This is a genomic window from Streptomyces sp. NPDC058685 (assembly GCF_042714725.1).
GTDB lineage: Bacteria > Actinomycetota > Actinomycetes > Streptomycetales > Streptomycetaceae > Streptomyces.
In genome coordinates this window covers 41,742-63,911 of record NZ_JBHXSL010000044.1, presented here as the reverse complement: position 1 = coordinate 63,911, position 22,170 = coordinate 41,742, and the positions used below count along the sequence as shown (strand labels likewise).

General features: G+C 71.4%; 19 protein-coding genes. 9 read left to right on the top strand and 10 right to left on the bottom strand.

Going from position 1 to position 22,170, the window contains the following annotated elements; all coding sequences use genetic code 11:
* Window positions 1-92 precede the first annotated feature (92 nt).
* Together ACFWU3_RS28090 and ACFWU3_RS28085 are read left to right on the top strand one after the other, a co-directional pair.
* Window positions 93-2,501, top strand: a complete 2,409-nt coding sequence (locus ACFWU3_RS28090) for a glycoside hydrolase N-terminal domain-containing protein (protein WP_384443272.1) — start codon at window positions 93-95, stop codon at window positions 2,499-2,501.
* Complete coding sequence (locus ACFWU3_RS28085) at window positions 2,498-3,712, top strand: SGNH/GDSL hydrolase family protein (RefSeq protein ID WP_384443269.1); 1,215 nt, start codon at window positions 2,498-2,500, stop codon at window positions 3,710-3,712. The genes ACFWU3_RS28090 and ACFWU3_RS28085 overlap by 4 nt, the downstream gene beginning before the upstream one ends.
* Window positions 3,713-3,732: 20 nt before the next feature.
* On the opposite strand, the gene ACFWU3_RS28080 is transcribed toward ACFWU3_RS28085, so the two are convergent.
* Complete coding sequence (locus ACFWU3_RS28080; protein WP_384443266.1) at window positions 3,733-4,938, bottom strand: Rieske 2Fe-2S domain-containing protein; 1,206 nt, start codon at window positions 4,936-4,938, stop codon at window positions 3,733-3,735.
* A gap of 599 nt (window positions 4,939-5,537) precedes the next feature.
* Here ACFWU3_RS28080 and ssuE point away from each other — a divergent pair.
* Window positions 5,538-6,092 (top strand): NADPH-dependent FMN reductase, encoded by a 555-nt coding sequence (gene ssuE / locus ACFWU3_RS28075; protein WP_384443263.1) that lies wholly within the window; start codon window positions 5,538-5,540, stop codon window positions 6,090-6,092.
* Between the two features lie 44 nt (window positions 6,093-6,136).
* Window positions 6,137-7,291 carry an LLM class flavin-dependent oxidoreductase gene (locus ACFWU3_RS28070; RefSeq protein ID WP_384443260.1) on the top strand — a complete coding sequence of 385 codons (1,155 nt, stop codon included), beginning with the start codon at window positions 6,137-6,139 and terminating at the stop codon, window positions 7,289-7,291.
* A 29-nt stretch (window positions 7,292-7,320) separates the two neighbouring features.
* Here the strand turns inward: ACFWU3_RS28070 and ACFWU3_RS28065 are convergent, their stop codons facing one another.
* Window positions 7,321-7,707: a helix-turn-helix domain-containing protein gene (locus ACFWU3_RS28065; protein WP_352204745.1), complete on the bottom strand. Its 387-nt coding sequence runs from the start codon at window positions 7,705-7,707 to the stop codon at window positions 7,321-7,323.
* Between the two features lie 155 nt (window positions 7,708-7,862).
* On the opposite strand from ACFWU3_RS28065, the gene ACFWU3_RS28060 reads away from it, so the two are divergent.
* The gene (locus ACFWU3_RS28060; protein ID WP_384443257.1) at window positions 7,863-8,834 is read left to right on the top strand and encodes an NADP-dependent oxidoreductase; all 972 of its coding nucleotides are present in this window, start codon (window positions 7,863-7,865) and stop codon (window positions 8,832-8,834) included.
* Between the two features lie 18 nt (window positions 8,835-8,852).
* Here the strand turns inward: ACFWU3_RS28060 and ACFWU3_RS28055 are convergent, their stop codons facing one another.
* On the bottom strand, window positions 8,853-9,332 hold the full coding sequence (locus tag ACFWU3_RS28055) for a DUF2000 domain-containing protein (RefSeq protein WP_384443254.1): 480 nt from the start codon (window positions 9,330-9,332) through the stop codon (window positions 8,853-8,855).
* 73 nt (window positions 9,333-9,405) lie between these two features.
* Between ACFWU3_RS28055 and ACFWU3_RS28050 the strand changes: the two genes are divergently transcribed.
* On the top strand, window positions 9,406-9,885 hold the full coding sequence (locus tag ACFWU3_RS28050) for an Lrp/AsnC family transcriptional regulator (RefSeq protein ID WP_313947848.1): 480 nt from the start codon (window positions 9,406-9,408) through the stop codon (window positions 9,883-9,885).
* Between the two features lie 69 nt (window positions 9,886-9,954).
* Here ACFWU3_RS28050 and ACFWU3_RS28045 read toward each other — a convergent pair whose 3' ends face one another.
* The 4 genes from ACFWU3_RS28045 to ACFWU3_RS28030 all read right to left on the bottom strand — a co-directional run bounded on the left by ACFWU3_RS28045 (window position 9,955) and on the right by ACFWU3_RS28030 (window position 15,600).
* On the bottom strand, window positions 9,955-12,384 hold the full coding sequence (locus ACFWU3_RS28045) for a phosphoketolase (RefSeq protein WP_384443251.1): 2,430 nt from the start codon (window positions 12,382-12,384) through the stop codon (window positions 9,955-9,957).
* A gap of 21 nt (window positions 12,385-12,405) precedes the next feature.
* Entirely contained in the window at window positions 12,406-13,815 is a 1,410-nt protein-coding gene (locus ACFWU3_RS28040; protein WP_384443248.1) for an NADP-dependent succinic semialdehyde dehydrogenase, read from the bottom strand.
* 87 nt (window positions 13,816-13,902) lie between these two features.
* Entirely contained in the window at window positions 13,903-14,277 is a 375-nt protein-coding gene (locus tag ACFWU3_RS28035) for a hypothetical protein (RefSeq protein ID WP_384443245.1), read from the bottom strand.
* A gap of 1,032 nt (window positions 14,278-15,309) precedes the next feature.
* Window positions 15,310-15,600, bottom strand: coding sequence for a hypothetical protein (locus ACFWU3_RS28030; RefSeq protein ID WP_384443242.1), 291 nt, complete (start codon window positions 15,598-15,600; stop codon window positions 15,310-15,312).
* Between the two features lie 561 nt (window positions 15,601-16,161).
* Here ACFWU3_RS28030 and ACFWU3_RS28025 point away from each other — a divergent pair.
* The gene (locus tag ACFWU3_RS28025; protein WP_384443239.1) at window positions 16,162-17,736 is read left to right on the top strand and encodes an MFS transporter; all 1,575 of its coding nucleotides are present in this window, start codon (window positions 16,162-16,164) and stop codon (window positions 17,734-17,736) included.
* On the opposite strand, the gene ACFWU3_RS28020 is transcribed toward ACFWU3_RS28025, so the two are convergent.
* A complete protein-coding gene (locus ACFWU3_RS28020) occupies window positions 17,703-18,341 on the bottom strand; it encodes a DUF6629 family protein (RefSeq protein WP_384443236.1) in 639 nt (212 codons plus the stop codon). The two genes, ACFWU3_RS28025 and ACFWU3_RS28020, sit on opposite strands and share 34 nt — an antisense overlap.
* Window positions 18,342-18,441: 100 nt before the next feature.
* Here ACFWU3_RS28020 and ACFWU3_RS28015 point away from each other — a divergent pair, with 100 nt between their 5' ends.
* Entirely contained in the window at window positions 18,442-19,068 is a 627-nt protein-coding gene (locus ACFWU3_RS28015; RefSeq protein ID WP_384443274.1) for a GntR family transcriptional regulator, read from the top strand.
* Between the two features lie 57 nt (window positions 19,069-19,125).
* Here the strand turns inward: ACFWU3_RS28015 and ACFWU3_RS28010 are convergent, their stop codons facing one another.
* A complete protein-coding gene (locus tag ACFWU3_RS28010; protein WP_384443233.1) occupies window positions 19,126-19,923 on the bottom strand; it encodes a carbon-nitrogen hydrolase family protein in 798 nt (265 codons plus the stop codon).
* Window positions 19,924-19,948: 25 nt separating this feature from the next.
* A complete protein-coding gene (locus tag ACFWU3_RS28005) occupies window positions 19,949-21,316 on the bottom strand; it encodes an MFS transporter (protein WP_384443230.1) in 1,368 nt (455 codons plus the stop codon).
* 121 nt (window positions 21,317-21,437) lie between these two features.
* On the opposite strand from ACFWU3_RS28005, the gene ACFWU3_RS28000 reads away from it, so the two are divergent.
* Window positions 21,438-22,124 carry a DUF2848 domain-containing protein gene (locus ACFWU3_RS28000; RefSeq protein ID WP_384443227.1) on the top strand — a complete coding sequence of 229 codons (687 nt, stop codon included), beginning with the start codon at window positions 21,438-21,440 and terminating at the stop codon, window positions 22,122-22,124.
* The last annotated feature ends 46 nt before the right edge of the window (window positions 22,125-22,170 follow it).

The following is a 22,170-nucleotide window of genomic DNA, read 5'->3' as shown; positions in this document are numbered from 1 at the left end:
CGGCCGCCCGCTCCTCCCCGAGGCCCCCACGTCTCGTGCGGTCCTCCGCGTCAACCACCCGCCCTGTCATGCCCCGATCACCGGAGTGCCTCGTGGACGACCAGCACCCGCACAGACCCGCACAGCCCAGCCGCCGGGGATTCCTCTCCCTCGCCACCGCCCTCGGCACGGCGACCGCTCTCGGCGGACTCCCCGCCTTCACCGCCACCGCGGCCCCGGTCCGGCCCACCGTCTCCCCGATGCTCTCCCCCGGAGCGACGACCCGGATGTGGTACCGCGCCCCGGCCGGTGAGCGGAAGATGATCGAGCAGGCCCTCCCGGTCGGCAACGGCCGCATCGGCGCACTCGTGAGCAGCGACCCCGGCCGGGAGCTGGTCTACCTCACCGACGCCACGCTGTGGACGGGACACCGTAACGGCACCCTCGACCAGGACGGCCAATTCCCCTACGCCCGCGAGAACTTCGGGAGCTTCACCCAGCTCACGCATCTGTCGGTCGACATACCGGACCACGAGCTCCAGGGCGTCTCCGGCTACCGCCGCAGCCTGGACCTCGGCCAGGGCCTGGTCAGCGCCCAGTACACCCGCGCGGGTGTGACGTACGAGCGGCAGATCTACGCCAGTCACCCCGACGACGTGGTCGTCATCCGCCTCACCCAGCGCGGCGGCGGCCGCTACACCGGCTCCATCGGCCTCGACGGCACTCACGGCGAGACGACGATGTCGGACGGTTCACGGGACACGCTCTGGTTCGGCGACTCCTTCGACAACGGGCTGCGCTACGGCGCTGCCGTCACCGCGACCGGCCGGGGCGGCTCCGTCTCGGTGCAGGGCGGCCGGATCACCTTCTCCCGCTGCTCGGAGCTCACGATCGTGGTCACCGGCGGTACGAACTACGCGCCGAACGCGGCCCAGGACTACCGGGATCCGGATCTGGACCCGGCCGCACTCGCCCGGACGAAGGTGGCGGCCGCCGCCCGTCAGTCCTCCACGGCGCTGCTGCACACCCATGTGGCCGACTACCGGGCCCTGTTCGACCGGATGAGCCTCTCCCTCGGCGAGTCGACGGACGAACAGCGGCGTCTCGACACCTGGGAGCGGCTCACAGCCCGTACGCAGAACGCCGAACCGGACCCGGAACTGGAGGCGTTGTACGTCCAGTACGGCCGGTACCTCATGATCTCGGGATCGCGGGACGGACTTCCGCTCAACCTCCAGGGCCTGTGGCTGGACGGCAACGACCCGGACTGGATGGGCGACTACCACAGCGACGTCAACATCCAGATGAACTACTGGATGGCCGACCGCACCGGGCTCTCGCGCTGTTTCGACGCCCTCGCGGACTACTGCCTCGCGCAGCTGCCGTCGTGGAGCAAGCTCACCCAGGAGCTGTTCAACGACCCGCGCAACCGCTTCCGCAACACCTCCGGCAAGGTCGCGGGCTGGACCGTGGCGTACTCGACCAATGTGCACGGCGGCCTCGGATGGTGGTGGCATCCGCCCGGCAATGCCTGGCTGTGCATCTCGCTGTTCGAGCACTACGAGTACACCCTGGACAGGGACTATCTGGCCCGCATCCATCCGCTGCTGAAGGGTGCCTGCGAGTTCTGGGAGACACGCCTGGTGCCGATGACGGTCACCGACCGGGAGACCGGCGAACCGCGCGAGGTCCTGGTGGCGGACCGGGACTGGTCGCCCGAGCACGGGCCGCAGGACACCCGGGGCAACACCTATGGGCAGGAGGTGGTGTGGGCGCTGTTCGACCAGTACCGCCAGGCGTGTTCGGTGCTGGGCAAGGACGCCGCGTACAGCCGGACGGTGGGCGCGATGCAGGAGCGGCTGTATCTGCCGGAGGTCAGTCCGAAGACCGGGTGGCTCCAGGAGTGGATGTCGCCGGACAACCTCGGTGAGACGACGCACCGTCATCTCTCGCCGCTCATGGGGCTGTTCCCCGGGGACCGCGTCCGGCCGGGAGCCGTGTCCGGTGAACTCCTCGACGGCGCCACCGCCCTGCTCACCGCACGCGGCACGGAGAGCTTCGGCTGGGCGAACGCCTGGCGGGCGCTGTGCTGGGCGCGCCTGAAGAAGGGGGAGAACGCCTACCGGTTGTTCGCCAACAACCTGCGGCCGTCCACGGGTGGCGTCAACGGCACGGCGATGAACCTCTTCGACATCTACGAGGTCGAGAAGGGCCGCGGGATCTTCCAGATCGACGCCAACTTCGGCACGCCGTCCGCCGTGATCGAGATGCTCGTGTACGCGCGGCCCGGTCACGTCGAACTCCTGCCGGCACTGCCCGGCGCCTGGGCCGCGTCGGGGTCCGTGACCGGTGTCGGTGTCCGGGGCGGCTTCGTCGTCGACCTCGACTGGAGTGCCGGCAGGGTCGACCGGGCGCGGATCACCAGCGTCGGCGGGCGGACGACCACGGTGTCGTCGCGGGGCTCGTCCCGTACGGTCACGCTGCGGCCGGGGAAGTCCGTCACCCTGCGGGACTTCGGGTGAGGCCCCGGCGCTGGGCCGTGCTGCTCGGGCCCGCGCTGGCACTCGCTCTCTGCACACCGGGACAGGCCTCGTCGGTACCGGCCACCACGCCGGTACCGGCCGCCGCGCGCCCGCAGGTGGTGACCTGGGCGGCGAGCGCGGACCGGACGGGTGACGCCGTCGCCGACCGCAGCCACCGCCTCGTCGTCCGCACCAGCGCGGGTGGACGCGGACTGCGGATCAGGCTGTCCAACGCGTTCGGGGACCGGCCCGTGACCTTCGGGGCCGCCTATGCCGGGATCCCGGCGCACGGAGCCGCGCTGGTGCCCGGGAGCAACCGGCGTCTGACCTTCGGCGGCTCCCGGTCCGTGACGCTCGCACCCGGCGATGTCCGCTACAGCGACCCGCTGCCGGGGGCGGTGAAGGCCCGGAGCAGTCTGGCGATCAGTCTGTACGTGCGGGACGCGGGAGGGCCGGCGACCGGTCACGGCATGGCCCTGCAGACGTCGTACGCGGCCGCGGGCGACCATGCGGCCGAGTCCGGCGCGGACAACTTCGGTGAGCAGACCGGCTCCTGGCTCTATCTCGACGCCCTCACCGTGGAGGCGTCGCCCGGCACGGGTGCCGTCGTCACCCTCGGGGACTCGATCACCGACGGCTGGCAGTCGTCCGTGGACAGGAACCGCCGCTGGCCCGACTATCTGGCCGGCCGGCTCCAGGCCGCCCAGGGCAGCGTGCGGGGCGTGGCGAACGAGGGGATCTCGGGCAACAAGGTCCTCGCGGACGGCGCGGGCCAGAGCGCCCTGCGCCGCCTCGACCGGGACGTGCTGTCGCAGGCGGGCGTGCGGACCGTCGTCGTCTTCGAGGGGGTCAACGACATCAAGGCCCACTCCGGTGTGACGGCCGCCGATCTCATCGCCGGATACCGCGAGATCGCCGCCCGGGCCCGCGCGGCGGACACCTGTGTGGTGGGCGCGACGGTGCTGCCGTTCAAGGGCTGGTCCGAATGGGGGCCCGCCGAGGAGGCCGTGCGCAAGGAGGTCAACGACTTCATCCGGACCGGCGGACTGTTCGACGCGGTGGCCGACTTCGACCGGGCGCTGAGAAGCCCGTACGACGGGGAAAGGCTGCTGCCGACCTTCGACGGCGGCGACCATCTGCATCCGAACGACAAGGGGATGCAGGCAATGGCCGACGCGATCGACCTCACGTCACTGGAGTGCGCCGACTGAGCACGGCCGCACGGTCGGAGTCAGCCGGCGTGGCTCCGACCGGCGTGCGGTGCGGCGCCGTTGAGCATCGCGTTGCCGCAGAGAGCCGCGGCGCCGCACAGCGCGGACTCGGGGCGGATGGGCACACCGTTGGCGCGCAGCACGTCGCGGACGTCACGGATCAGGGGGAAGACCTCCTGGTTCCAGTCCGCGCCCTGCTCGTCCCAGGCCCGCTGCTCCGCCTCCACCGCCATGCGGTCCTGGGCGAACACCCGCTCCGTGAAACGGCGGATGAGGGGCCAGGCGACATGAAGAGCCCCGGGGACCGGCGGCTTGGCGATCATCAGCAGGCCGTAGACGTGGGTGATGCGCTGCTCGACGTCCTTCGGTACATAGGCCGCCCAGAGGGAGAACGCGGGGAGTTCGGCGTTCTGCGGAACCGTCCGGAGGGTCTGGTAGGGGTACTCGGTGCGGATGGTGACGACGTCGGGCGAGTTGGCGCCGCCGATGCCCTCGGCGGACAGCAGCCCGGCACCGCGGTCCTTCTTCCCGCCGGCGGGAACGAAGAGGTACCGGGCCTCCACCGAGCGCGGACCGGTGTCGAATCCGAGCAGCTGCGGCTGGATCCTGCCCAGGACGCCCCGGTGCAGGAACTGGTGGTTCATGTCGAGGAGGTTCTCGTGCATGAACGTGTAGTGGCACCGCACGGTTCGCGAGAACGTCATGGTCCTGTGTCCGGGCGAGGCGAATTCCGGCAGTTCGGGAAGCGTCGTCGTGACCGCCTTCTCCGGGTCTCCGGGAAAGACGAAGACCAGGCCGTAGGCTTCGCGGACCGGATAGGCGCGCACTCCGCGCGGCGGGCGGTCGACCCCCTTGGGCAGATAGGGAATCTGCGAGATACGGCCGTTCCCGCGATAGGCCCAGGCGTGATAGCAGCAGCGCAGTGCCTCGCCCTCCACGACGCCCATGCTCAGGGGCACCTGGCGGTGGGCGCAGCGGTCCTCCAGCGCGTAGACCTTGCCGCTCGCGCCGCGATAGAGGGCGATCCGCTCACCGGCGAAGGTGGCCGCGAAGGTCCTGTTCTTGCGGACACTTTTCGAGACGGCGACCGGGTACCAGAAATTCGGGTCGATGCCGGTACGCCGAAGGTCGGTGACAGCACCGAATTCCTGCTCACGCGAGGGGAACGAGCCGTTCGTCGCCCCGGACGCACGTGTCCCCCGCGGTGCGGACTGTTCCTCGGCCATGAGCGAGCCTCTCCGTGCAGGCAGGTCATCGGGTACCGGAGGGGAAACGGGAGGGGAAGGGGACGCCTGAGGTGCTCAGCTGCTGTCCCGCCCACTGCCGACCCTCATGACCGTCCTACCATCCGGCCGCCCGGCCCGCAGCCGGGCCCGCCCGGGATGCGGTTTCCGGTGGCGGGTGCTAAGGGCTGACGGGCCGGCCTCAGGCTCTGTCCCGATGGACGGGGTCGAGACGGCCGGGGTCCGGAATACGAGACCGATCACGGATTGCTTGACTCGCCGTCGTCGCCTTGCTGCAATCGTGGACATGCAGACGCGACTGGACCTCACACGGCGACGCCATGTCGACCTCGCCCGTGTCTCCAGCGCCTCTTGTTGCTGCGTCACGGCCCGCTGACGGGCCGAATCCCCGCATCGCCGGCCCCTCGGGGGTTCCGGGTCCGGGGATTTCCTTTGTTGCCGGCGCGTGAACAATTCCGCGTCGTTCCCCCATGGTTGCGCGCCTGAAATCGGCGCTCCCCCCGCATGTTCGTTCCGCCTGCCCGAATGCATCTGAGATGACGCAGCAGCAGTCGGCCCACCCACTCCCCGAAGGAATTTCCATGGCCACCGTCCTGTCCGTCTCCGGCAGTCCCTCCGCGACCTCCCGCACCGGCCGTCTGCTGCGCCATCTGGACGCACGACTGGCCCTCCAGGGCCATGAAGTGCTCCCGCTCGACGTCCGCACCGTCCCGGCGGAGGCGCTGCTGGGCGCCGACTTCCAGCACCCGGCGATCGTGGCGGCGGCCGAACTCTTCGCGCGCGCCGACGGAGTTGTCATCGGAACGCCGGTCTACAAGGCCTCGTACTCCGGTGTGCTCAAGGCGCTGCTCGATCTGCTCCCGCAGTACGCGCTCACCGGCAAGACCGTCCTGCCCCTCGCGACGGGCGGCACCACCGCGCACGTCCTGGCCATCGACTACGCCCTGCGGCCGGTGCTGAGTTCGATGGGTGCGGCGCATGTCGTCCAGGGCTGGTTCACGCTCGACAAGGACATCGCGGTCCAGGAGGACGGCGGGCTCGCCATCGCGCCGCACGCGTCCGAGGCGCTCGACCACGTCGTCGACCAGTTCTCGTCCGCCCTCGGCCGGACTGCCGTGCTCGCGGCGACGGGCTGACGACTCCCGCGCCCGAGGCCGACGACGACACCGAACGGAGACCTGTGTCCCTCACCTTCCACTGGTTCCTGCCCACCAGCGGCGACAGCCGCCATGTCGTGGGCGGCGGGCACGGAGCGCCCGCCGGCGCCGCGAGTACCGTCCGTCCACCGACGATCGGGTACCTCTCCCAGATCGCCCGCGCCGCCGAGGACCTCGGCTTCACCGGCGCGCTGACACCGACGGGCGCATGGTGCGAGGACGCCTGGCTCACCACCGCGATGATCAGCCGCGAGACGGAGCGGCTGAAGTTCCTCGTCGCCTTCCGTCCCGGCTTCGTCTCGCCGACGCTCGCCGCGCAGATGGCCTCCACCTACCAGAGGCAGTCGGGCGGCAGACTGCTGCTCAATGTCGTCACCGGTGGTGAGAGCCATGAGCAGCGGGCGTACGGCGACTATCTGAACAAGGACGCCCGCTACGCGCGCACAGGTGAATTCCTGCACATCGTGCGGGACTTGTGGGCGGGCCGGTCGGTCACGCTGGACGGGGAACACCTGCGGGTGACGGACGCGAAGCTGGCCCAGCTGCCGGATCCGGTCCCGCCCGTGTACTTCGGCGGCTCCTCGGCCGCCGCGGGTACGGTGGCCGCCCGTCACGCGGACGTGTATCTGACGTGGGGTGAGCCGCCCGCCGCCGTGGCGGAGAAGATCGGCTGGATCCGCCGGCTCGCGGCACGGGAGGGCCGCACCGTGCGCTTCGGCATCCGGCTGCATGTCATCACCCGGGACACCTCGGACCAGGCCTGGGCGGAGGCCGACCGGCTTCTCGACGGTTTCGATCCGGCGACCGTGCATGCGGTCCAGGACGGGCTGGCACGCAGCGAGTCGGAGGGACAGCGGCGGATGCTCGCACTGCACGGCGGCCGGCGCGACGAACTGGAGATCTCGCCGGGCCTGTGGGCGGGTATCGGTCTGGTCCGCGGTGGTGCCGGTACGGCGCTGGTCGGCAGCCATGACGAGGTCGCCGACCGGATCGAGGAGTACCGGGCCCTCGGCATCGAGGAGTTCGTGCTGTCCGGCTATCCGCACCTGGAGGAGGCCTACTGGTTCGGCGAGGGGGTGCTGCCGCGTCTGCGGTCGCGCGGTCTGTGGACCCACCCGCAGGCACCTGCCGAACAGGCCGTCTCCCAGGTGCCGTTCGCGACGGCCGGGGCCCGCTGACAGCGGAGGGCTGTCGACGCCCCGGCCCGTCAGACCAGGGCCGGGGTCTCGCAGTCCGTGCCGCGGATCTCGTGGAGGTGCAGCTCCACCCAGTCGCGCAGCCGGCCGAGAGGTTCGGCGACACCGCGGCCCAGCGGGGTGAGCGCGTACTCGACGTGCAGCGGCACGGCCGGGTAGACGGTCCGCTCGACGAAGCCGTGCGCCTCCAGCTTCCGCAGGGTGTTGGTCAGCACCTTGGGGCTGACACCCTGGAGCCGCCGCTGTACGGTGCCGAAGCGCTGCGGGCCCTCTTCCAGGGCGCCGATCGCGAGGGCCGACCATTTGCCCGCGAGCAGGTCCAGGACGTCCCGGCACGGGCACAGGGACGCGTACACATCGTGGTCCGCGTGCTGGCCCGTGGTGCAGGGAATGGGCATGGACGTCTCCTCTGTAGGGCCGTGACCTCAATACTTTCTCAGGGATAGTAGACGCCCTTGCGGGATACCACTACCCCGCGGGTAGCTTTCCGGCGTTATCGATCAGCTCGCCGGGCCGTGCGTCCGCACCCCGGCACCTCTCTCAGGAGATGTACATGACCAGCAGCCCGACCATGCGCGCGATCACCCAGGACACCTTCGGCGGTGCTGATGTGCTGCGCCTCGCCGAGGTGGCGCGGCCGGAGCCGCTGCCCACCGAGGTCCTGGTGCGCGTGCACGCGGCCGGTGTGAACCCGGTGGACTGGAAGACGCGCGAGGGCGGCGGCATGGCCGGCGTCCTCGGTGAGGCGCCGTTCGTCCTGGGCTGGGACGTCTCGGGCGTCGTGGAGGCGGTCGGCTTCGGCGTCCACACCCTGGAGGTCGGCGACGAGGTGTACGGCATGCCGTGGTTCCCGCGCCAGGCCGGTGCGTACGCCGAGTACGTGACGGCCCCGGCACGGCAGTTCGTGCGCAAGCCGTCGACGGTCGGCCACGACGTGGCTGCCGCCGTGCCGCTGGCCGGGCTCACCGCCTGGCAGGCCCTGGTCGACGCCGCGCGGATCGAGCCGGGGCAGCGGGTGCTGATCCACGCGGCGGCGGGCGGCGTGGGCCACTTCGCGGTGCAGTTCGCCAAGCACCTCGGTGCGCATGTGATCGGCACCGCGCGCGAGGCGAAGCACGACTGGCTGCGCTCGCTCGGAGCGGACGAGCTCATCGACTACACCGCGGTCCGGTTCGAGGACGCGGTGAAGGACGTGGACGTCGTCATCGATCTGATCGGCGACGGCGTGGAGGAGACCAGCACCCGGTCGCTGGAGACCCTGCGCCCCGGCGGGACGCTGGTCGCCGTGCCGTCGGGCGTCTCCCCCGAACTGGTCGCCGCCGCCGCGGCCCGGGGCCTGGTGGCGAAGCCGTACCTGGTGGAGCCGGACGGCCCCTCGCTCGCCCGCATCGCCGCGCTGATCGACGAGGGCACGGTCCGGGTGGAGGTCGAGGACGTACTGCCGCTGGCGGAGGCGGCAGAGGCGCACCGCCGGGGCGAGCAGGGCCGCACCCGCGGCAAGCTCGTGCTGCGCGTGGCCGGCTGACGGCGGTTCCCGACGGGCTCAGAGCAGGGCGAGCCTGCCGACCAGCTTGCCGACCTGGTTGCGCGGTCCGACGAAGCTGACGGCGAGGTAGGTCAGATCCTCGCTCTTCGTCCCTGCCAGCCGGTCGAGGTATGCGTCGTAGACGCGTAAGGTCTGTGCGGCTTCGGGCATGTCGGCGACGAAGAAGCCTTCCTTGCCGACGGCCCTCTCCCGCAGTTCCCGGACGGTCGCGGCGTCGGCGGCGAGCACGGAGCAGCCCGCCCAGGGCAGACCGGCGTGCGGGGTGCCGGAGCCGTCGCGGCCGTCGTCGCCGAGGAGATCGGGCAGGGCCTTGCCCACCGCCGCGGCCATACAGGCCGCGGCGTTCGCCGCCCTCCCGGCGGGAAGGTCCTCGTCGACGACGACGACCCATTTCAGCGGTGCCCGGCGGGTCGGGATGTCGGTGCGTACGTCGGTGCGGGGCAGCCGGGCGGCCGCCGCGTCGTGGTGATCGGTCATACCGCGAAACGCTAAGCACTCATGCGTACTCTGGGGAGTCCTGCCGAACGTCATCAGGCAAAGGAGAGTATTCATGGAACTTGATGCGCTCGACTGGGCTCTTCTGCGGGAGCTGCAGCACGATGCACGGCAGACGAACCGCGATCTGGCGGCCAAGACCGGTGTCTCCCCCTCCACCTCCCTGGAGCGGGTCAAGTCGCTGCGCGAGCGCGGCGTCATCGGCGGCTATCACGCGGCGCTCGACCTGTCGGCCGTCGGACGGCCGGTGCAGGCCCTGATCTCGGTCCGGATCAGACCGCCGTCCCGTCCGGTCATCGAGGGGTTCCGCGAATGGGCGGCCCAACTGCCGGAGACGATCGGTCTGTTCGTCACGTCGGGGCCGTTCGACTTCCTCATCCATGTCGCCGTCCCCGATGTGAACGGGCTGTACGCCTTCGTCATCGACCGGCTCACCGAGCGCCGTGAGGTCGCGGACGTGCAGTCGACCATGGTGTACGAGCATGTGCAGTCCCGCGCCATCACGGCTCCGGCGGCCCGGCGCCGGACGGGGTGAGCACGAGGCTGCCGGCCCGGAGCTGCTCGGGTCCGCTGCCGTCAGCCGTTCCCCCGGGCAGCGGGTCGGTCAGGAACCGCCCCGCCAGGCGTGCACCTCCTCGGTACCCGCCGAGCTTCCCCAGGTCCAGTCGGCGATCTCGGGCATGTCCGTTCCGTGCTCACGGATCCAGTCGTGATGGCGGCTGCGCATGTCGGCCATCGCCTGGCGCAGCGCGATGAGCCGGACGGAGAGCCCCGGGACGCGGTCCACGACGTCCATCACCAGCCGGTAGCGGTCAAGGTCGTTGCGGACGACCATGTCGAACGGCGTGGTGGTGGTGCCCTCCTCCTTGTAGCCGCGGACATGCAGGTTGGCATGACCCGCGCGGCGGTAGGCGAGGCGGTGGATCAGCCAGGGGTAGCCGTGATAGGCGAAGACGACCGGCCGGTCCCGGGTGAACAGGGCGTCGAACTCGGGGTCCGTCATGCCGTGCGGGTGTTCCTCGTGCGGCATCAGCCGGGCCATGTCGACGACGTTGACCACCCGTACGGCCAGCTCCGGGGCATGGCGGCGCAGCAGTTCCGCGGCCGCCAGCGTCTCCTGGGTCGGTACGTCGCCCGCACACGCGAGCACCACGTCGGGTTCGCGGGTGCCGTCCTCCGTACCGGCCCACGGCCACGCTCCGGCGCCGCGCGCGCAGTGGGCACGGGCCTCCTCCATGCTGAGCCAGTCGAAGGTGGGCTGCTTGCCGGGGACGATGACGTTGACGTAGTCCCGACTGCGCAGGGCGTGATCGGCCACCGACAGCAGGGTGTTGGCGTCCGGCGGGAGGTAGACGCGGACGACTTCGGGGCTCTTGTTGAGGACGTGGTCGACGAAGCCCGGGTCCTGGTGCGAGAAGCCGTTGTGGTCCTGCCGCCAGACATGCGAGGTCAGCAGGTAGTTCAGCGAGGCGATGGGCCGGCGCCAGGTCAGCCTGCGGGAGGTCCGGAGCCATTTGATGTGCTGGTTGACCATGGAGTCGACAATGTGGGCGAAGGCCTCGTAGCTGGAGAAGAGGCCATGGCGGCCGGTCAGCAGATAGCCCTCGAGCCAGCCCTGGCACAGATGCTCGGAGAGGACCTCCATCACCCGGCCGTCGCGGGCGAGATGCTCGTCGGTGGCGTACACCTCGGCCTGCCATGCCTTGGCGGTGACGTCGTACAGGGCTCCGAGACGGTTGGACTCGGTCTCGTCGGGGCCGACGACGCGGAAGTCCCGTCGTTCGGCGGTCGCCCGCATCACATCGGCCAGCAGGGCACCGAGCACCCGGGTGGGCTCGTGGAGCGTGGTGCCCCGCTTGTCGACGGCGACGGCATGCTCTTCGAGGGCGGGCAACGGCAGTTCGCGGACGAGGAGCCCGCCGTTGGCGTGCGGTGTCGCGCCGAGCCGCCGCCCGCCGCCGGGAACGCAGGCGAGCACCTGCGGAACGGGCCTGCCCGCGGTGTCGAACAACTCCTCGGGGCGGTAGGAGCGCAGCCAGTTCTCGAGATGCCGCAGATGCTCGGGGTTCTCCCGGACACCGGACAGCGGCACTTGGTGGGCGCGCCAGGTGTTCTCGACCGGCAGGCCGTCCACTTCCGCGGGTCCGGTCCAGCCCTTGGGCGTACGCAGGACGATCATCGGCCAGTGGGGACGCGCCTGCACGCCGTCCCTGCGGGCGGTGCGCTGGATCTCCTCGATGCGGTTCAGGGCCTTGTCCATCGCCGCTGCCATGGCACGGTGCACGGTCGCGGGGTCGTCGCCCGTGACGTGGAGAGGTTCGTGACCGTAGCCGCGCAGCAGGTCGTCCAGTTCGGCCTCGGGCAGCCGGGCGAGGACGGTGGGGTTGGCGATCTTGTAGCCGTTGAGGTGCAGGACGGGAAGGACGGCGCCGTCGTGGACGGGGTCGAGGAACTTGTTGGAGTGCCAGGACGCGGCGAGCGGCCCGGTCTCCGCCTCTCCGTCGCCGATCACGCACGTCACGACCAGGTGCGGGTTGTCGAAGGCCGCGCCGTAGGCGTGGGTGAGCGAGTAGCCGAGTTCGCCTCCCTCGTGGATGGATCCGGGCGTCTCGGGGGCGACGTGGCTGGGCACCCCGCCGGGGAAGGAGAACTGCCGGAACAGCCGTTCCATCCCCTCCGCGTCACGGCTCACGTCGGGGTACGTCTCCGAGTAGGTGCCCTCCAGCCAGGAGTTGGCGAGGACGGCCGGGCCGCCGTGGCCCGGTCCCCAGACGCACAGAGCGTCCAGGCCGCGGGCCCTGATCACCCGGTTGAGGTGGGTGTGGACGAGGTTCAGCCCGGGTGAGGTGCCCCAGTGGCCGAGCAGCCGCGGCTTGATGTGCTCGGGACGCAGGGGTTCGGTGAGCAGCGGGTTGGCCAACAGGTAGATCTGACCGACGGCGAGGTAGTTGGCTGCCCGCCAGTGGGCGTCCAGGGCAGCCAGTTCCGTGTCGCTCAGAGCTTCCGCGGCGGCGGATGCGGTGGCGTCGTCCATGGGTGTGGGCTCCTGTCGGCGTCAGCTCGCGCGGTCGGGTGCTGCGCCGTGCCAGATCGTGGTGATGTTGCAGAACTCGCGGATGCCGTGGTCGGAGAGCTCCCTGCCGTAGCCGGAACGCTTGGCGCCGCCGAAGGGCAGTGCGGGGTGGGATGCGGTCATGCCGTTGAAGAAGACGCCACCCGCCTCGATGTCCCGCTCGAAGCGGCGCACATCGCTCGCGTCCCGGGTCCAGGCGTTGGAACTCAGGCCGAACGGGGTGTCGTTGGCGAGCGCGACGGCCTCCTCCGCGTCGGCCACCCGGTAGACGGTGGCCACCGGACCGAACGCCTCCTCGCGGTGGATGCGCATGTCCTCGGTCACATCGGCGAGGACGGTGGGCTCGTAGAACCAGCCGCGGTCCTGCCCCTTGGGGCGTCCGCCGCCGCACAGCGCGGTCGCGCCGCGCTCCAGCGCGTCGTCGACGAGTTCCTCCACGTCGGCGCGCCCCTGCTCGGTGGCGAGCGGTCCGACCTGCACGGACTCGTCCATCGGGTTGCCGACGGTGAGTTCGCGCATCCTGGAGGTGAAGCGTTCCACGAAGGCGTCGTAGACGTCGGTGTGCACGATGAAGCGCTTGGCGGCGATGCAGGACTGCCCGTTGTTCTGCACCCGGGCCGTCACGGCCGTGGCCGCGGCACGGTCGATGTCGGCGGACGGCATCACGATGAACGGGTCGCTGCCGCCGAGCTCCAGAACGGTCTTCTTCACCTCGTCGCCGGCGATGGCCGCCACCGATCGGCCGGCGGGCTCACTGCCGGTCAGGGTCGCCGCGGCCACCCGGCTGTCGCGCAGGATGTCCTCCACGGCGCCGGAACCGACCAGCAGGGTCTGGAAGCATCCCTCGGGGTAGCCCGCGCGGAGGAAGAGGTCCTCCATGTACAGGGCGGTCTGCGGGACGTTGGAGGCGTGCTTGAGCAGTCCGACGTTGCCGGCCATCAGAGCCGGGGCGGCGAACCGCATGACCTGCCAGAGCGGGAAGTTCCAGGGCATGACGGCGAGTACGACACCGAGCGGCCGGTAGCGGACGACGACCCGGGAGGCCCCGGAGTCCTGCACATCGGCGGCGTCGGGGTGCTCGTCGGCGAGGAGCTTCTCGGCGTGGGAGGCGTACCAGCGCATCGCCTTGGCACACTTCGCCGCCTCCGCACGGGCCGCCGCGATGGGTTTGCCCATCTCGGAGGTCATGGTGCGGGCGATCTCCTCCTCGTCGTCGCCCAGCAGATCGGCGGCTCGGTCCAGGAGCTGCGCGCGCCGGCCGAAGTCGGTGAGTCGGTGCTCGGCGAAAGCGCTCCTGGCGAGCGCGAGACGCCGTTCGATCTCATCGGCTCCGAGCGCGTCGAAGGTCCTGAGCGTCTCACCTGTGGCCGGGTCGACCGTGGCGATGGGCATGGGCACTGTCCTCCTCGAACTCGGTTCCTCGACACGTGCGCGCTCGGGCCGTCCGGTTGCCGCGGACAGCCTCCCGGCGGGTGTCGGTCAGCTGCCGCCACTCGACAGCCGCAGCTGTACGTCCTTCTCCTGGTCGCCCGCCGCCATGCCCTGCTCCTGCACGGTGAAGGCGGAGGCGAGGGTCTCCTGGATCCGGTCGACGGCCCAGTAGCCGCCCTGGATCTCGGCCTCGACGGGCTCGGACAGCTGTACGGGCCCGGAGGCCGTGTGCGTACCGGAGACGTCGAACGTCGCCGTCCACACGGTCGCGTGATCGCCCGAGACGTACTGGGGCGCGTCCCCGTCATCACGGTCGGACGCGTGCGACTGTCCCAGCGCCCGGAAGACCTTGTCGGCGTCCTCCTTGGCGCATCCGGTGATGCTCACCACGACAGGTGTGGTGCTCTGATCGGCATTGTTCACCGTGATTCCTCGCTCTCCGTGCGGTGTTCGCGGGGGCCCGCCGAGGGCCGACCGGGCAGGGGTTCGCCGGTCGAGGCGCGATGCCTTTGGCGGCGAACCCGAAGCGTGTGGGGCCCGGGGTGGCATGAGGCCGCCGGCGGTGGTGCGGCTGGTGCGGTACAGCGGGGTTCGGCAGTACGGCTTCGGCGCCGATGGCCGTTGGGAGCTGCCGGGTGGGGCACGGAGGGCGGACCGCCGTCCCTCGCGCCGGGTGGTGTCTGACGGCCATGCCGAGCTTGTGGTCCGGCGACCCGCGCCGACGGCTTGTCGGCGGTCGCGGTGTGCGCCGCAGCGCCCATGGCCGGTGAGCGCTCCTGGCGGGGCCGAGGTCGCGTGCCGGGCTCCGGGCGGCGCCGGTCGCCTGCCGCGAAGGGCCGGGCAGATGTGGCCCACGGGCACTGCCGCGGTGAGACGGTACGGACGGCGAGCGTCGCCGTGTCGGCAGCGCGGTCGGCGAACCCGACGGGCCGACGGTGCGGGCGGCGGCCCCCGCCGATTCGGCGACGACGGTACTCGCGGCGAGCACCGGAGCCGAAGAAAGCCGCCCCTGCCCACGCGACACCAGGTGCTTCGCCCCACTCGTGGCCGGCGGGCCCATGGGCCACCGGCCCCCACCACCCGTGCTCACCGACGACGTCAGCTCGATCACCGGCAGCCTGCCGACGAATCTCGCGGGGCCGCCGAAGTCGTCGACCGTCGCGGTCACCGCGAGGGAGAGGGCCGGCCGCACCGGGCCTGTGCCGGGCGAGCCGCCGAGGACGAGGAGTCCTGCGATGTCGCGCGCCGACCGGGCGGGAGCCTCGATCACGGCCCTGCTCCTGCCGAGCGGATCCGATCCCGTGTGCCGCCGGAACACGCCCCGGCTGCGGATCGGCTCGAACACGCCCATCGGATTCCTCTCGCTTTCCTCTTCCTCCGCTGCGGCTGTGGTGCGGGCCGGGAGGGGTGGCGCCCCTCCAGGCTCGCCCGTCTCGGCGCGGGGTGCGAGCCGGGTCAGCCGGATGGCTCGTCGGGAACGGGCTGCTCGGGGTGGACGGAGCCGCTGCGCGGCTCTCCGGTCCGGCCCGCCCCCGACTCGTCCGCGTCCGGCAGGCTCTGATCGGGCTTGTCGTCGTCCTTGCCGCTCCGGCCGCCCTCCCCGTCCTCGGTCTCGTCGGAAGAGGAGCGAGGGAGGTCCAGCGCGTCCTCACCGCCCAGGTCCTGCTGGTCGGGAGGGTCGCGGGGTACGGGCTGGTCGGGCTCGTGATCGCTCTGCACGGGATCCTCCTGCCGACGGTCCGTCATGGTCGTTCCTTTCTGCCGGGCCTGGCGGCCGGCCTGTCGCACGGTCGGCGGGCGGCGGCCTGCCGGACGGACGGTCCGCGTCGCCTGCTCGAAGCAGGCGGCGGCCGCGGTACAGCGATCACGCACCTCGCGTGCCCCTGGCGGCTCGATCCCCGCCCGGGCCGGTGGCGCCGACGGAAAGCGATCACGCACCTCGCGTGCCCCTGGCGGCTCGATCCCCGCCCGGGCCGGTGGCGCCGACGGAAGAGGGAGATCCGGGTCCTCGGTCACCCGGACCGCAGGCGCCACCTCTCCATCGTGTCCCCGCCGCCCGGACCGGGCGCGGGGTGTCGCGACGGACGGCGCATGTGCTCAACTCCTTCTCGTCCTCGGCACCTCGTTGCGCCCGCCGGGTACCCGGATGCCCACGGAATAACGGCCGAAGAAGAAAACGTTCACTGTGCACATACTTGGCTTGCCAGTGCACACCTCGGTTCGTCCGGCAGGGGCCGGGCGAACGCCGCTGTTCCCCCGCGCCTGGCGCAAGCCGCTGGACCCAGTCAGCCCCCGGAGGCCGCCCGCATGCCGCACACGACAACCGAAGAGCCGGTAGCGGCCGAGCCGGGCGGCGGACCGCCCGGCGCAGGGGGACGGGGCATCCGCGGCGTCGTTCCCGTCCTCGCGTTCGCCGGCATCACCGTCGCGGTCATGCAGACCCTGCTCGTGCCCGTCATCAAGGACCTGCCGGTCCTGCTGAGCACCACCCCGGCCAACGCGACCTGGGTGATGACGGCCACCCTGCTCGCCGGTGCGGTGTCGACCCCGATCATGGGACGGCTCGGTGACCTGTACGGCAAGCGACGGATGCTGCTCGCGAGCCTTGCCGTGATGGTTGTCGGCTCGCTGATCTGCGCTGTCACCGACGATCTGGTCACGATGATCGTCGGCCGCGCGCTCCAGGGCTTCGCCATGGGCGCGATACCGCTGGGGATCGGCATCATGCGCGACGAGTTGCCGCGGGAGCGCCTCGGTTCGGCGATGGCCCTGATGAGCTCGTCGATCGGCGTGGGCGGCGGTCTCGCCCTGCCTGCGGCCGCTCTCGTCGCCGAGCACACCGACTGGCACACGCTGTTCTTCGCCTCGGCGGGTCTCGGTCTGCTGTCGATGCTGCTCACCGTGGTGGTGGTGCCCGAGTCCTCGCTGCGCGCCAAGGGCGGCTTCGACCTGGTGGGGGCCCTCGGGCTGAGCGCGGGCCTGGTGTCCCTGCTGCTGCCGATCACCAAGGGCGGCGACTGGGGCTGGGGCTCCCCGACGACGCTGGGCCTGTTCGGCGTCGCGGTGGCCGTGCTGCTCACCTGGGGCGTGTGGGAGCTGCGCAGCTCCGCGCCGCTGGTGGATCTGCGGACCACCGCCCGTCGCGAGGTGCTGCTCACCAACCTGGCGTCGATCATGGTCGGCGTCGCGTTCTACGCCGTCTCGCTGGTCCTTCCCCAACTGCTCCAGCTGCCCGAGTCGACCGGCTACGGTCTGGGCCGCTCCATGGTGGTGGCCGGACTCTGCGTCGCGCCGCTGGGTCTGACGATGATGTTCGTCGCCCCGGTCTACGCACGGATCTCCGCCCGGCGCGGACCCAAGGCGACCCTGCTGATCGGCATGCTGGTCATCGCGATCGGATACGGCGCCGGCCTCGGCCTGATGAGTGCCGCCTGGCAGACCGTCGTCATCTCGGTCGTGCTCGGCGCCGGCATCGGTCTCGCGTACTCCTCCCTGCCCGCCCTGATCATCGGCGCGGTCGACCCGTCCGAGACGGGCGCGGCGAACGGCCTGAACACACTGATGCGGTCGATCGGCACGTCGGTGTCGAGTGCCGTGATCGGCATGGTGCTCGCGCACACCGCCGTCCCGATGGGCGAGGTGCTCGTGCCGAGCATGAACGGCTTCCGGATCTCGTTCCTGATCGCCACCGGCGCAGTGCTCGCCGGGCTGGTGCTGGCCGCGTTCCTGCCCTCGCAGAAGACGTCGGGGCGGCTCACCCTGCGCGCCCGCGGCGACGAGCCGGGCGCCGCTCCCGCGCTCGACGGCGAGGCCGCCGGTGATGCCGGGGCCGCGGGCGTACGGGGTGCTCAGAGGGCCACGCGCGGTGCCGCGGGCGGCTGAGGCCGCCGCCGTACCCAGGCGAGCAGGACGACCGAGGCGACGGCGGCCAGGGCGCACCAGGTGGAGACGAACTCCTCCCGCCACAGCAGGAGGCACACCGCCGCGCCCACCCCCGCCACGACGCCGAGCAGCCGCAGCGCCGTGTCCCGGGCGAGGAGCAGCGCTCCGACGGTCGCGATCAGATAGCCCGCGATGATGAGCGGCGAGCGCGGCAGATCGAGGAGATAGCCGACGGTGTGGCCGCGGATCTCGGCCGTGACCGTCCGCGTGGCCAGGCAGTAGGCGAGAACAGCGGCGGTCGCGAGGCCGGCCGCGAGGGGGACGACGAGCCGCTTGCGCACCTCGGCGGGCTCGGCGAGCAGGACTCCGATCGGTACCCACAGCGGTAGCAGGGGCAGAGCGATGGCGGCCCAGGCGTCGGTCGCCGCACCCGACCCTCCACCGCTGCGCCAGACGAGCGACTCGATGATCTGGTGCGCCCCGAGGAGGAGGGGCAGCGCGGCCAGCGGCAGATCACGGACCCTGCGGACCCGGGTCACGCAGACGACGCCGATCGCGGCGATGCCGGTGCCCGCCACCAGGTCCGCCGTCGCACTCCAGCACATGGGGTAGGTGGTACCCGAGAGGAACGGATTCGTACCCGCGGACCACGGAGCCCGTGGTAATTTCGGTATACCCGTTGTATGCAACCAAGTGGGGGTAGCCGTGGCGTCGGGCCGGGACAAGGCGTACGCGTATCTGAAGGACCATGTCCTCACCGATCCCGACATGCAGGGCACCTTCCTCTCGGAGCAGGACCTCGCCGACCGCATCGGGGTCTCCCGCACTCCCATCCGGGAGGCGCTGCTGCTGCTCGCCGCCGAGGACCTGGTGCGACTGGTGCCCAAGCGCGGCGCACAGGTCGTGCCGCTGACGGGCCGTGAGATCACCGAACTGATGGAACTGCGCGGGATCGTCGAGCGGTACGCGGCCGAGCAGCTCATCTCGCGCGGCGGCACTCCGATGCGGGAGCTGACCGACATCCTGGAGCGCCAGCGGACGCTGAGCACGCCCGACCAGGCCCGGGACTTCATCGCCGTCGACCATCTCTTCCACGCCACGATCGTCTCGGCGGTGGGCAACACGCTGCTGGACCGGCACTACGACGGGCTGCGCAGCCGGCAGATCCGGGCGGGCGTGGTGGCCCTGTTCAACCAGCACGGCCGCCAGGCCGCGGTGCTGGAGGAGCACCGGGCGATCCTCTCGGCGATCGCTTCCGGTGACGCCGAGGCGGCGTGCGCCGCGATCGACACCCACCTGGAGACGACGCTCAAGGTGCTCCTCGCGGGCTAGACCGTGCGTGCGGGGCCCGATCCCGAAGGTCCGGACCCCGCTCCCACCCGACCGGCGTCAGGCGCGCAGTCTGCGGTTGGCCAGGACCGGAATGGCCCGGCGTACCGCCGCGACCTCGTCGGGGTCGATGTCCGCCACCAGCAGACCCGGTCCCGCGTCGAGCCGCTGCCGTACGGTCCCGTCCGGGCCGACGACCGCGCTGTGGCCGATCCCGGTCGGCGCCTTCGAGGTCACCGTCCCGCCGGACGCCACCGGGTCCGCCTGGCCGACGGCCGCGACCCACAGGGTGGCGTCGAGCGCCCGGGCGCGGGTGAGCAGTTCCCACTGGTCACGCTTGCCGGGACCGGCTCCCCAGGACGCGGGCAGCAGGGTGAGCACGGCTCCGGCGTCGGCGTGCGCCCGGAACAGTTCGGGGAATCGGACGTCGTAGCAGGTGGCCAGTCCGACGCGGACGCCGTCGACGTCGATCGTGACCACCTCCGACCCGGCGGCGACGGTGTCGGACTCGGCGAAGCCGAAGGCGTCGTACAGATGGATCTTGTCGTAGGCCGCCTCGACGCCGGGGCCCGTGGCCAGCAGCGTGTTGGTCACCTTTCCGTCGGCGGCCGGGGTGAACATGCCGGCGACCACCACGAGTCCGGCCTCCTCGGCGATCCGCCGGACCTCGGTGGCCCACGGGCCGTCGAGCGGTTCGGCGACCGGGCCGAGGCGGGTTCCGAAGCAGGCCATCGCGGCCTCGGGGAAGACGACGGCACGTGCGCCGGCCTCCGCCGCGCGGTGAGCCTGTTCCCGCAGGACGGCGAGGTTCCGTGCCGGGTCGGGGCCGGTGGTGATCTGGCTCAGGGCGATGCGCATGGAGGTCCTTTCCGGAGTGCTGAGATCAGCCGGCGGTGGTCGTGGCCCGCGAGCCGATGGCCGGCTGCGTGTGCTCCACGGCCCTCGGCGTGTCCTCGTCGTCCGTGCCGTCGCGGCCGAGGAGGAGTCCGGTGACGGTCACGGCGGCGGTCACCGCGACGTACAGAGCCAGCGGGATCCAGCTGTCGTAGGCGTCGAGCAGCGCGGTGAACAGCAGGGGCGCCACGGCACCACCGATCACGCCGGCCAGGGTGTACGCGAGCGAGGAGCCGGTGTAGCGGAGCCGGGGGGTGAACTGCTCGGCGATGAAGGCCGCCTGCGGACCGTACATCAGCGAGTGGAGCGCGAGCGCGACGACCACTCCGACCACGAGCAGCGGCCAGCTGCCGCCGCCGATCATGGGGAAGAAGAGGAACGGCCAGACACCGGCGGCCGCGGCGGACACTCCGTACACCAGACGGCGGTTGACGCGGTCCGAGAGCGCTCCGGCGAGCGGGATCAGGGCGACCTGGAGCGAGGAGCCGATGAGGACGGCCGCGAGGGCGGAGCCGCGGGACATGCCGAGTTCGCCGGTCGCGTAGGTCAGCACGAAGACGGTGAACAGCGCGTAGAGCACATCGGGGGCGACGCGGCTGAGGATCGCCGCGGCCAGGGCGCGGGGATGGGTCGCGAAGACCTCCTTGATGGGCGCCTCCGGGCGGGTCTGCTCGGCCTCCATCGCCTTGAAGACCGGCGTCTCCTCCAGCTTGGCCCGGATCCACAGACCGAAGCCGACCAGCACTCCGGAGAGCAGGAACGCCACGCGCCAGCCCCAGGACAGGAACTGGTCCTCGGTGAGCAGCACGCCGAGGGCGGCGAGCACACCGTTGGCCAGCAGGTTTCCGGCGGGCGGGCCGATCTGGGCGGCCGAGGCGTAGAACCCGCGCTTGCGCGGATCGCCGAACTCGCTGGACAGCAGTACGGCGCCGCCCCACTCACCGCCGACACCGACACCCTGGGCGAAGCGCAGCAGCACCAGCACGATCGGGGCCGTCACGCCGATCGTGGCGTACGTCGGCAGGAGACCGATCAGCAGGGTCGCGGCGCCGATCAGGACGAGGGTGGCGATCAGGACCTTCTTGCGGCCGATCACGTCTCCGAGCCGGCCGAAGACGAAGCCGCCGAGCGGACGGGAGACATAGCCGACCGCGTAGGTGGAGAAGGCCAGCAGCGTTCCGGTCGTGGGGTCACCCGACGGGAAGAAGAGGTCGCCGAAGACCAGGGCCGCCGCCGCGGAGTAGATGGCGAAGTCGTACCACTCCAGGGCGGTACCGGTGAGGCTGGCGAAGAAGGCGCGGCGGACCGCCGACCCGCCGCCCCGGGGCTTGTCGATGCTGGTGCTGGTGCGCTTCACGGTTTCCGTCCTTGTGCGAGGGCGTGATGTCGACCTTCCGGCATACTTCTTGTATACAGGTCGTATGCGCAACCCCCTGGCGCACATTCATCCGCTTCGCTTCCCCCGGTATGGAGAGATCATGGCCCTGCTGAGCTTCGAACTTCCCGACGGATCGACCCGGGAGGTCGACGTCGTCCAGGTGCTCAACGCCGGATACGCCGGCCGCAGCCAGGACGATGTGGCGGCCCATGTGGCCGAGCTCGCCGAGCTGGGCGTGCCCGCCCCCTCGACGACCCCGGCGCTGTACCCGGTCTCCCCCTACCTGGCCCAGCAGACGGGACAGGTGGGCGCGCAGCACGGACGCACCTCCGGTGAGGCGGAGTGGGCTCTCGTCGTCGACCGTGACGGTGAGCTGCTGCTGACCGCCGCCTGCGACCACACCGACCGCGAGCTGGAGGTGCACGGCGTGGCCTGGAGCAAGAACGCGGGCCCCGATGTCCTCGCCCGGCGTGCCTGGCGGCTGGCCGATGTCGAGGACCGGCTCGACACGCTGACCCTGCGTGCCTGGGTGACCCACGACGGCGACGAGCTCCTCATCCAGAACGGCACGCTGGCGGAGCTGCTGACGCCGGCCTACTGGGCGGACGTGCTGCGCGGGCGCGGCGATCTGATTCCGGGCACGGTGCTGATCTCGGGCACGATCCCGATGCGCGACGGCGTGGACCAGTTCGCCGGCCGCTGGCGCGTGGAGCTGGGTGACCCGGCCACCGGCGATGTCATCGACCTCGCGTACGACGTGGTGCCGCTGCCGGTGCCGATCGGCTGAGCGGCCGTACGGGAGGGCGACGGGTCCGAGCGTGGGGCGGGAGGCT

Coding starts and splice junctions, on each gene's coding strand:
- ACFWU3_RS28080 (WP_384443266.1), bottom strand. CDS start 4,938: ATGGCCGAGGAACAGTCCGCACCGCGGGGGACACGTGCGTCCGGGGCG.
- ssuE (WP_384443263.1), top strand. CDS start 5,538: ATGGCCACCGTCCTGTCCGTCTCCGGCAGTCCCTCCGCGACCTCCCGC.
- ACFWU3_RS28065 (WP_352204745.1), bottom strand. CDS start 7,707: ATGCCCATTCCCTGCACCACGGGCCAGCACGCGGACCACGATGTGTAC.
- ACFWU3_RS28060 (WP_384443257.1), top strand. CDS start 7,863: ATGACCAGCAGCCCGACCATGCGCGCGATCACCCAGGACACCTTCGGC.
- ACFWU3_RS28055 (WP_384443254.1), bottom strand. CDS start 9,332: ATGACCGATCACCACGACGCGGCGGCCGCCCGGCTGCCCCGCACCGAC.
- ACFWU3_RS28050 (WP_313947848.1), top strand. CDS start 9,406: ATGGAACTTGATGCGCTCGACTGGGCTCTTCTGCGGGAGCTGCAGCAC.
- ACFWU3_RS28045 (WP_384443251.1), bottom strand. CDS start 12,384: ATGGACGACGCCACCGCATCCGCCGCCGCGGAAGCTCTGAGCGACACG.
- ACFWU3_RS28040 (WP_384443248.1), bottom strand. CDS start 13,815: ATGCCCATCGCCACGGTCGACCCGGCCACAGGTGAGACGCTCAGGACC.
- ACFWU3_RS28030 (WP_384443242.1), bottom strand. CDS start 15,600: ATGACGGACCGTCGGCAGGAGGATCCCGTGCAGAGCGATCACGAGCCC.
- ACFWU3_RS28025 (WP_384443239.1), top strand. CDS start 16,162: ATGCCGCACACGACAACCGAAGAGCCGGTAGCGGCCGAGCCGGGCGGC.
- ACFWU3_RS28020 (WP_384443236.1), bottom strand. CDS start 18,341: ATGTGCTGGAGTGCGACGGCGGACCTGGTGGCGGGCACCGGCATCGCC.
- ACFWU3_RS28010 (WP_384443233.1), bottom strand. CDS start 19,923: ATGCGCATCGCCCTGAGCCAGATCACCACCGGCCCCGACCCGGCACGG.
- ACFWU3_RS28000 (WP_384443227.1), top strand. CDS start 21,438: ATGGCCCTGCTGAGCTTCGAACTTCCCGACGGATCGACCCGGGAGGTC.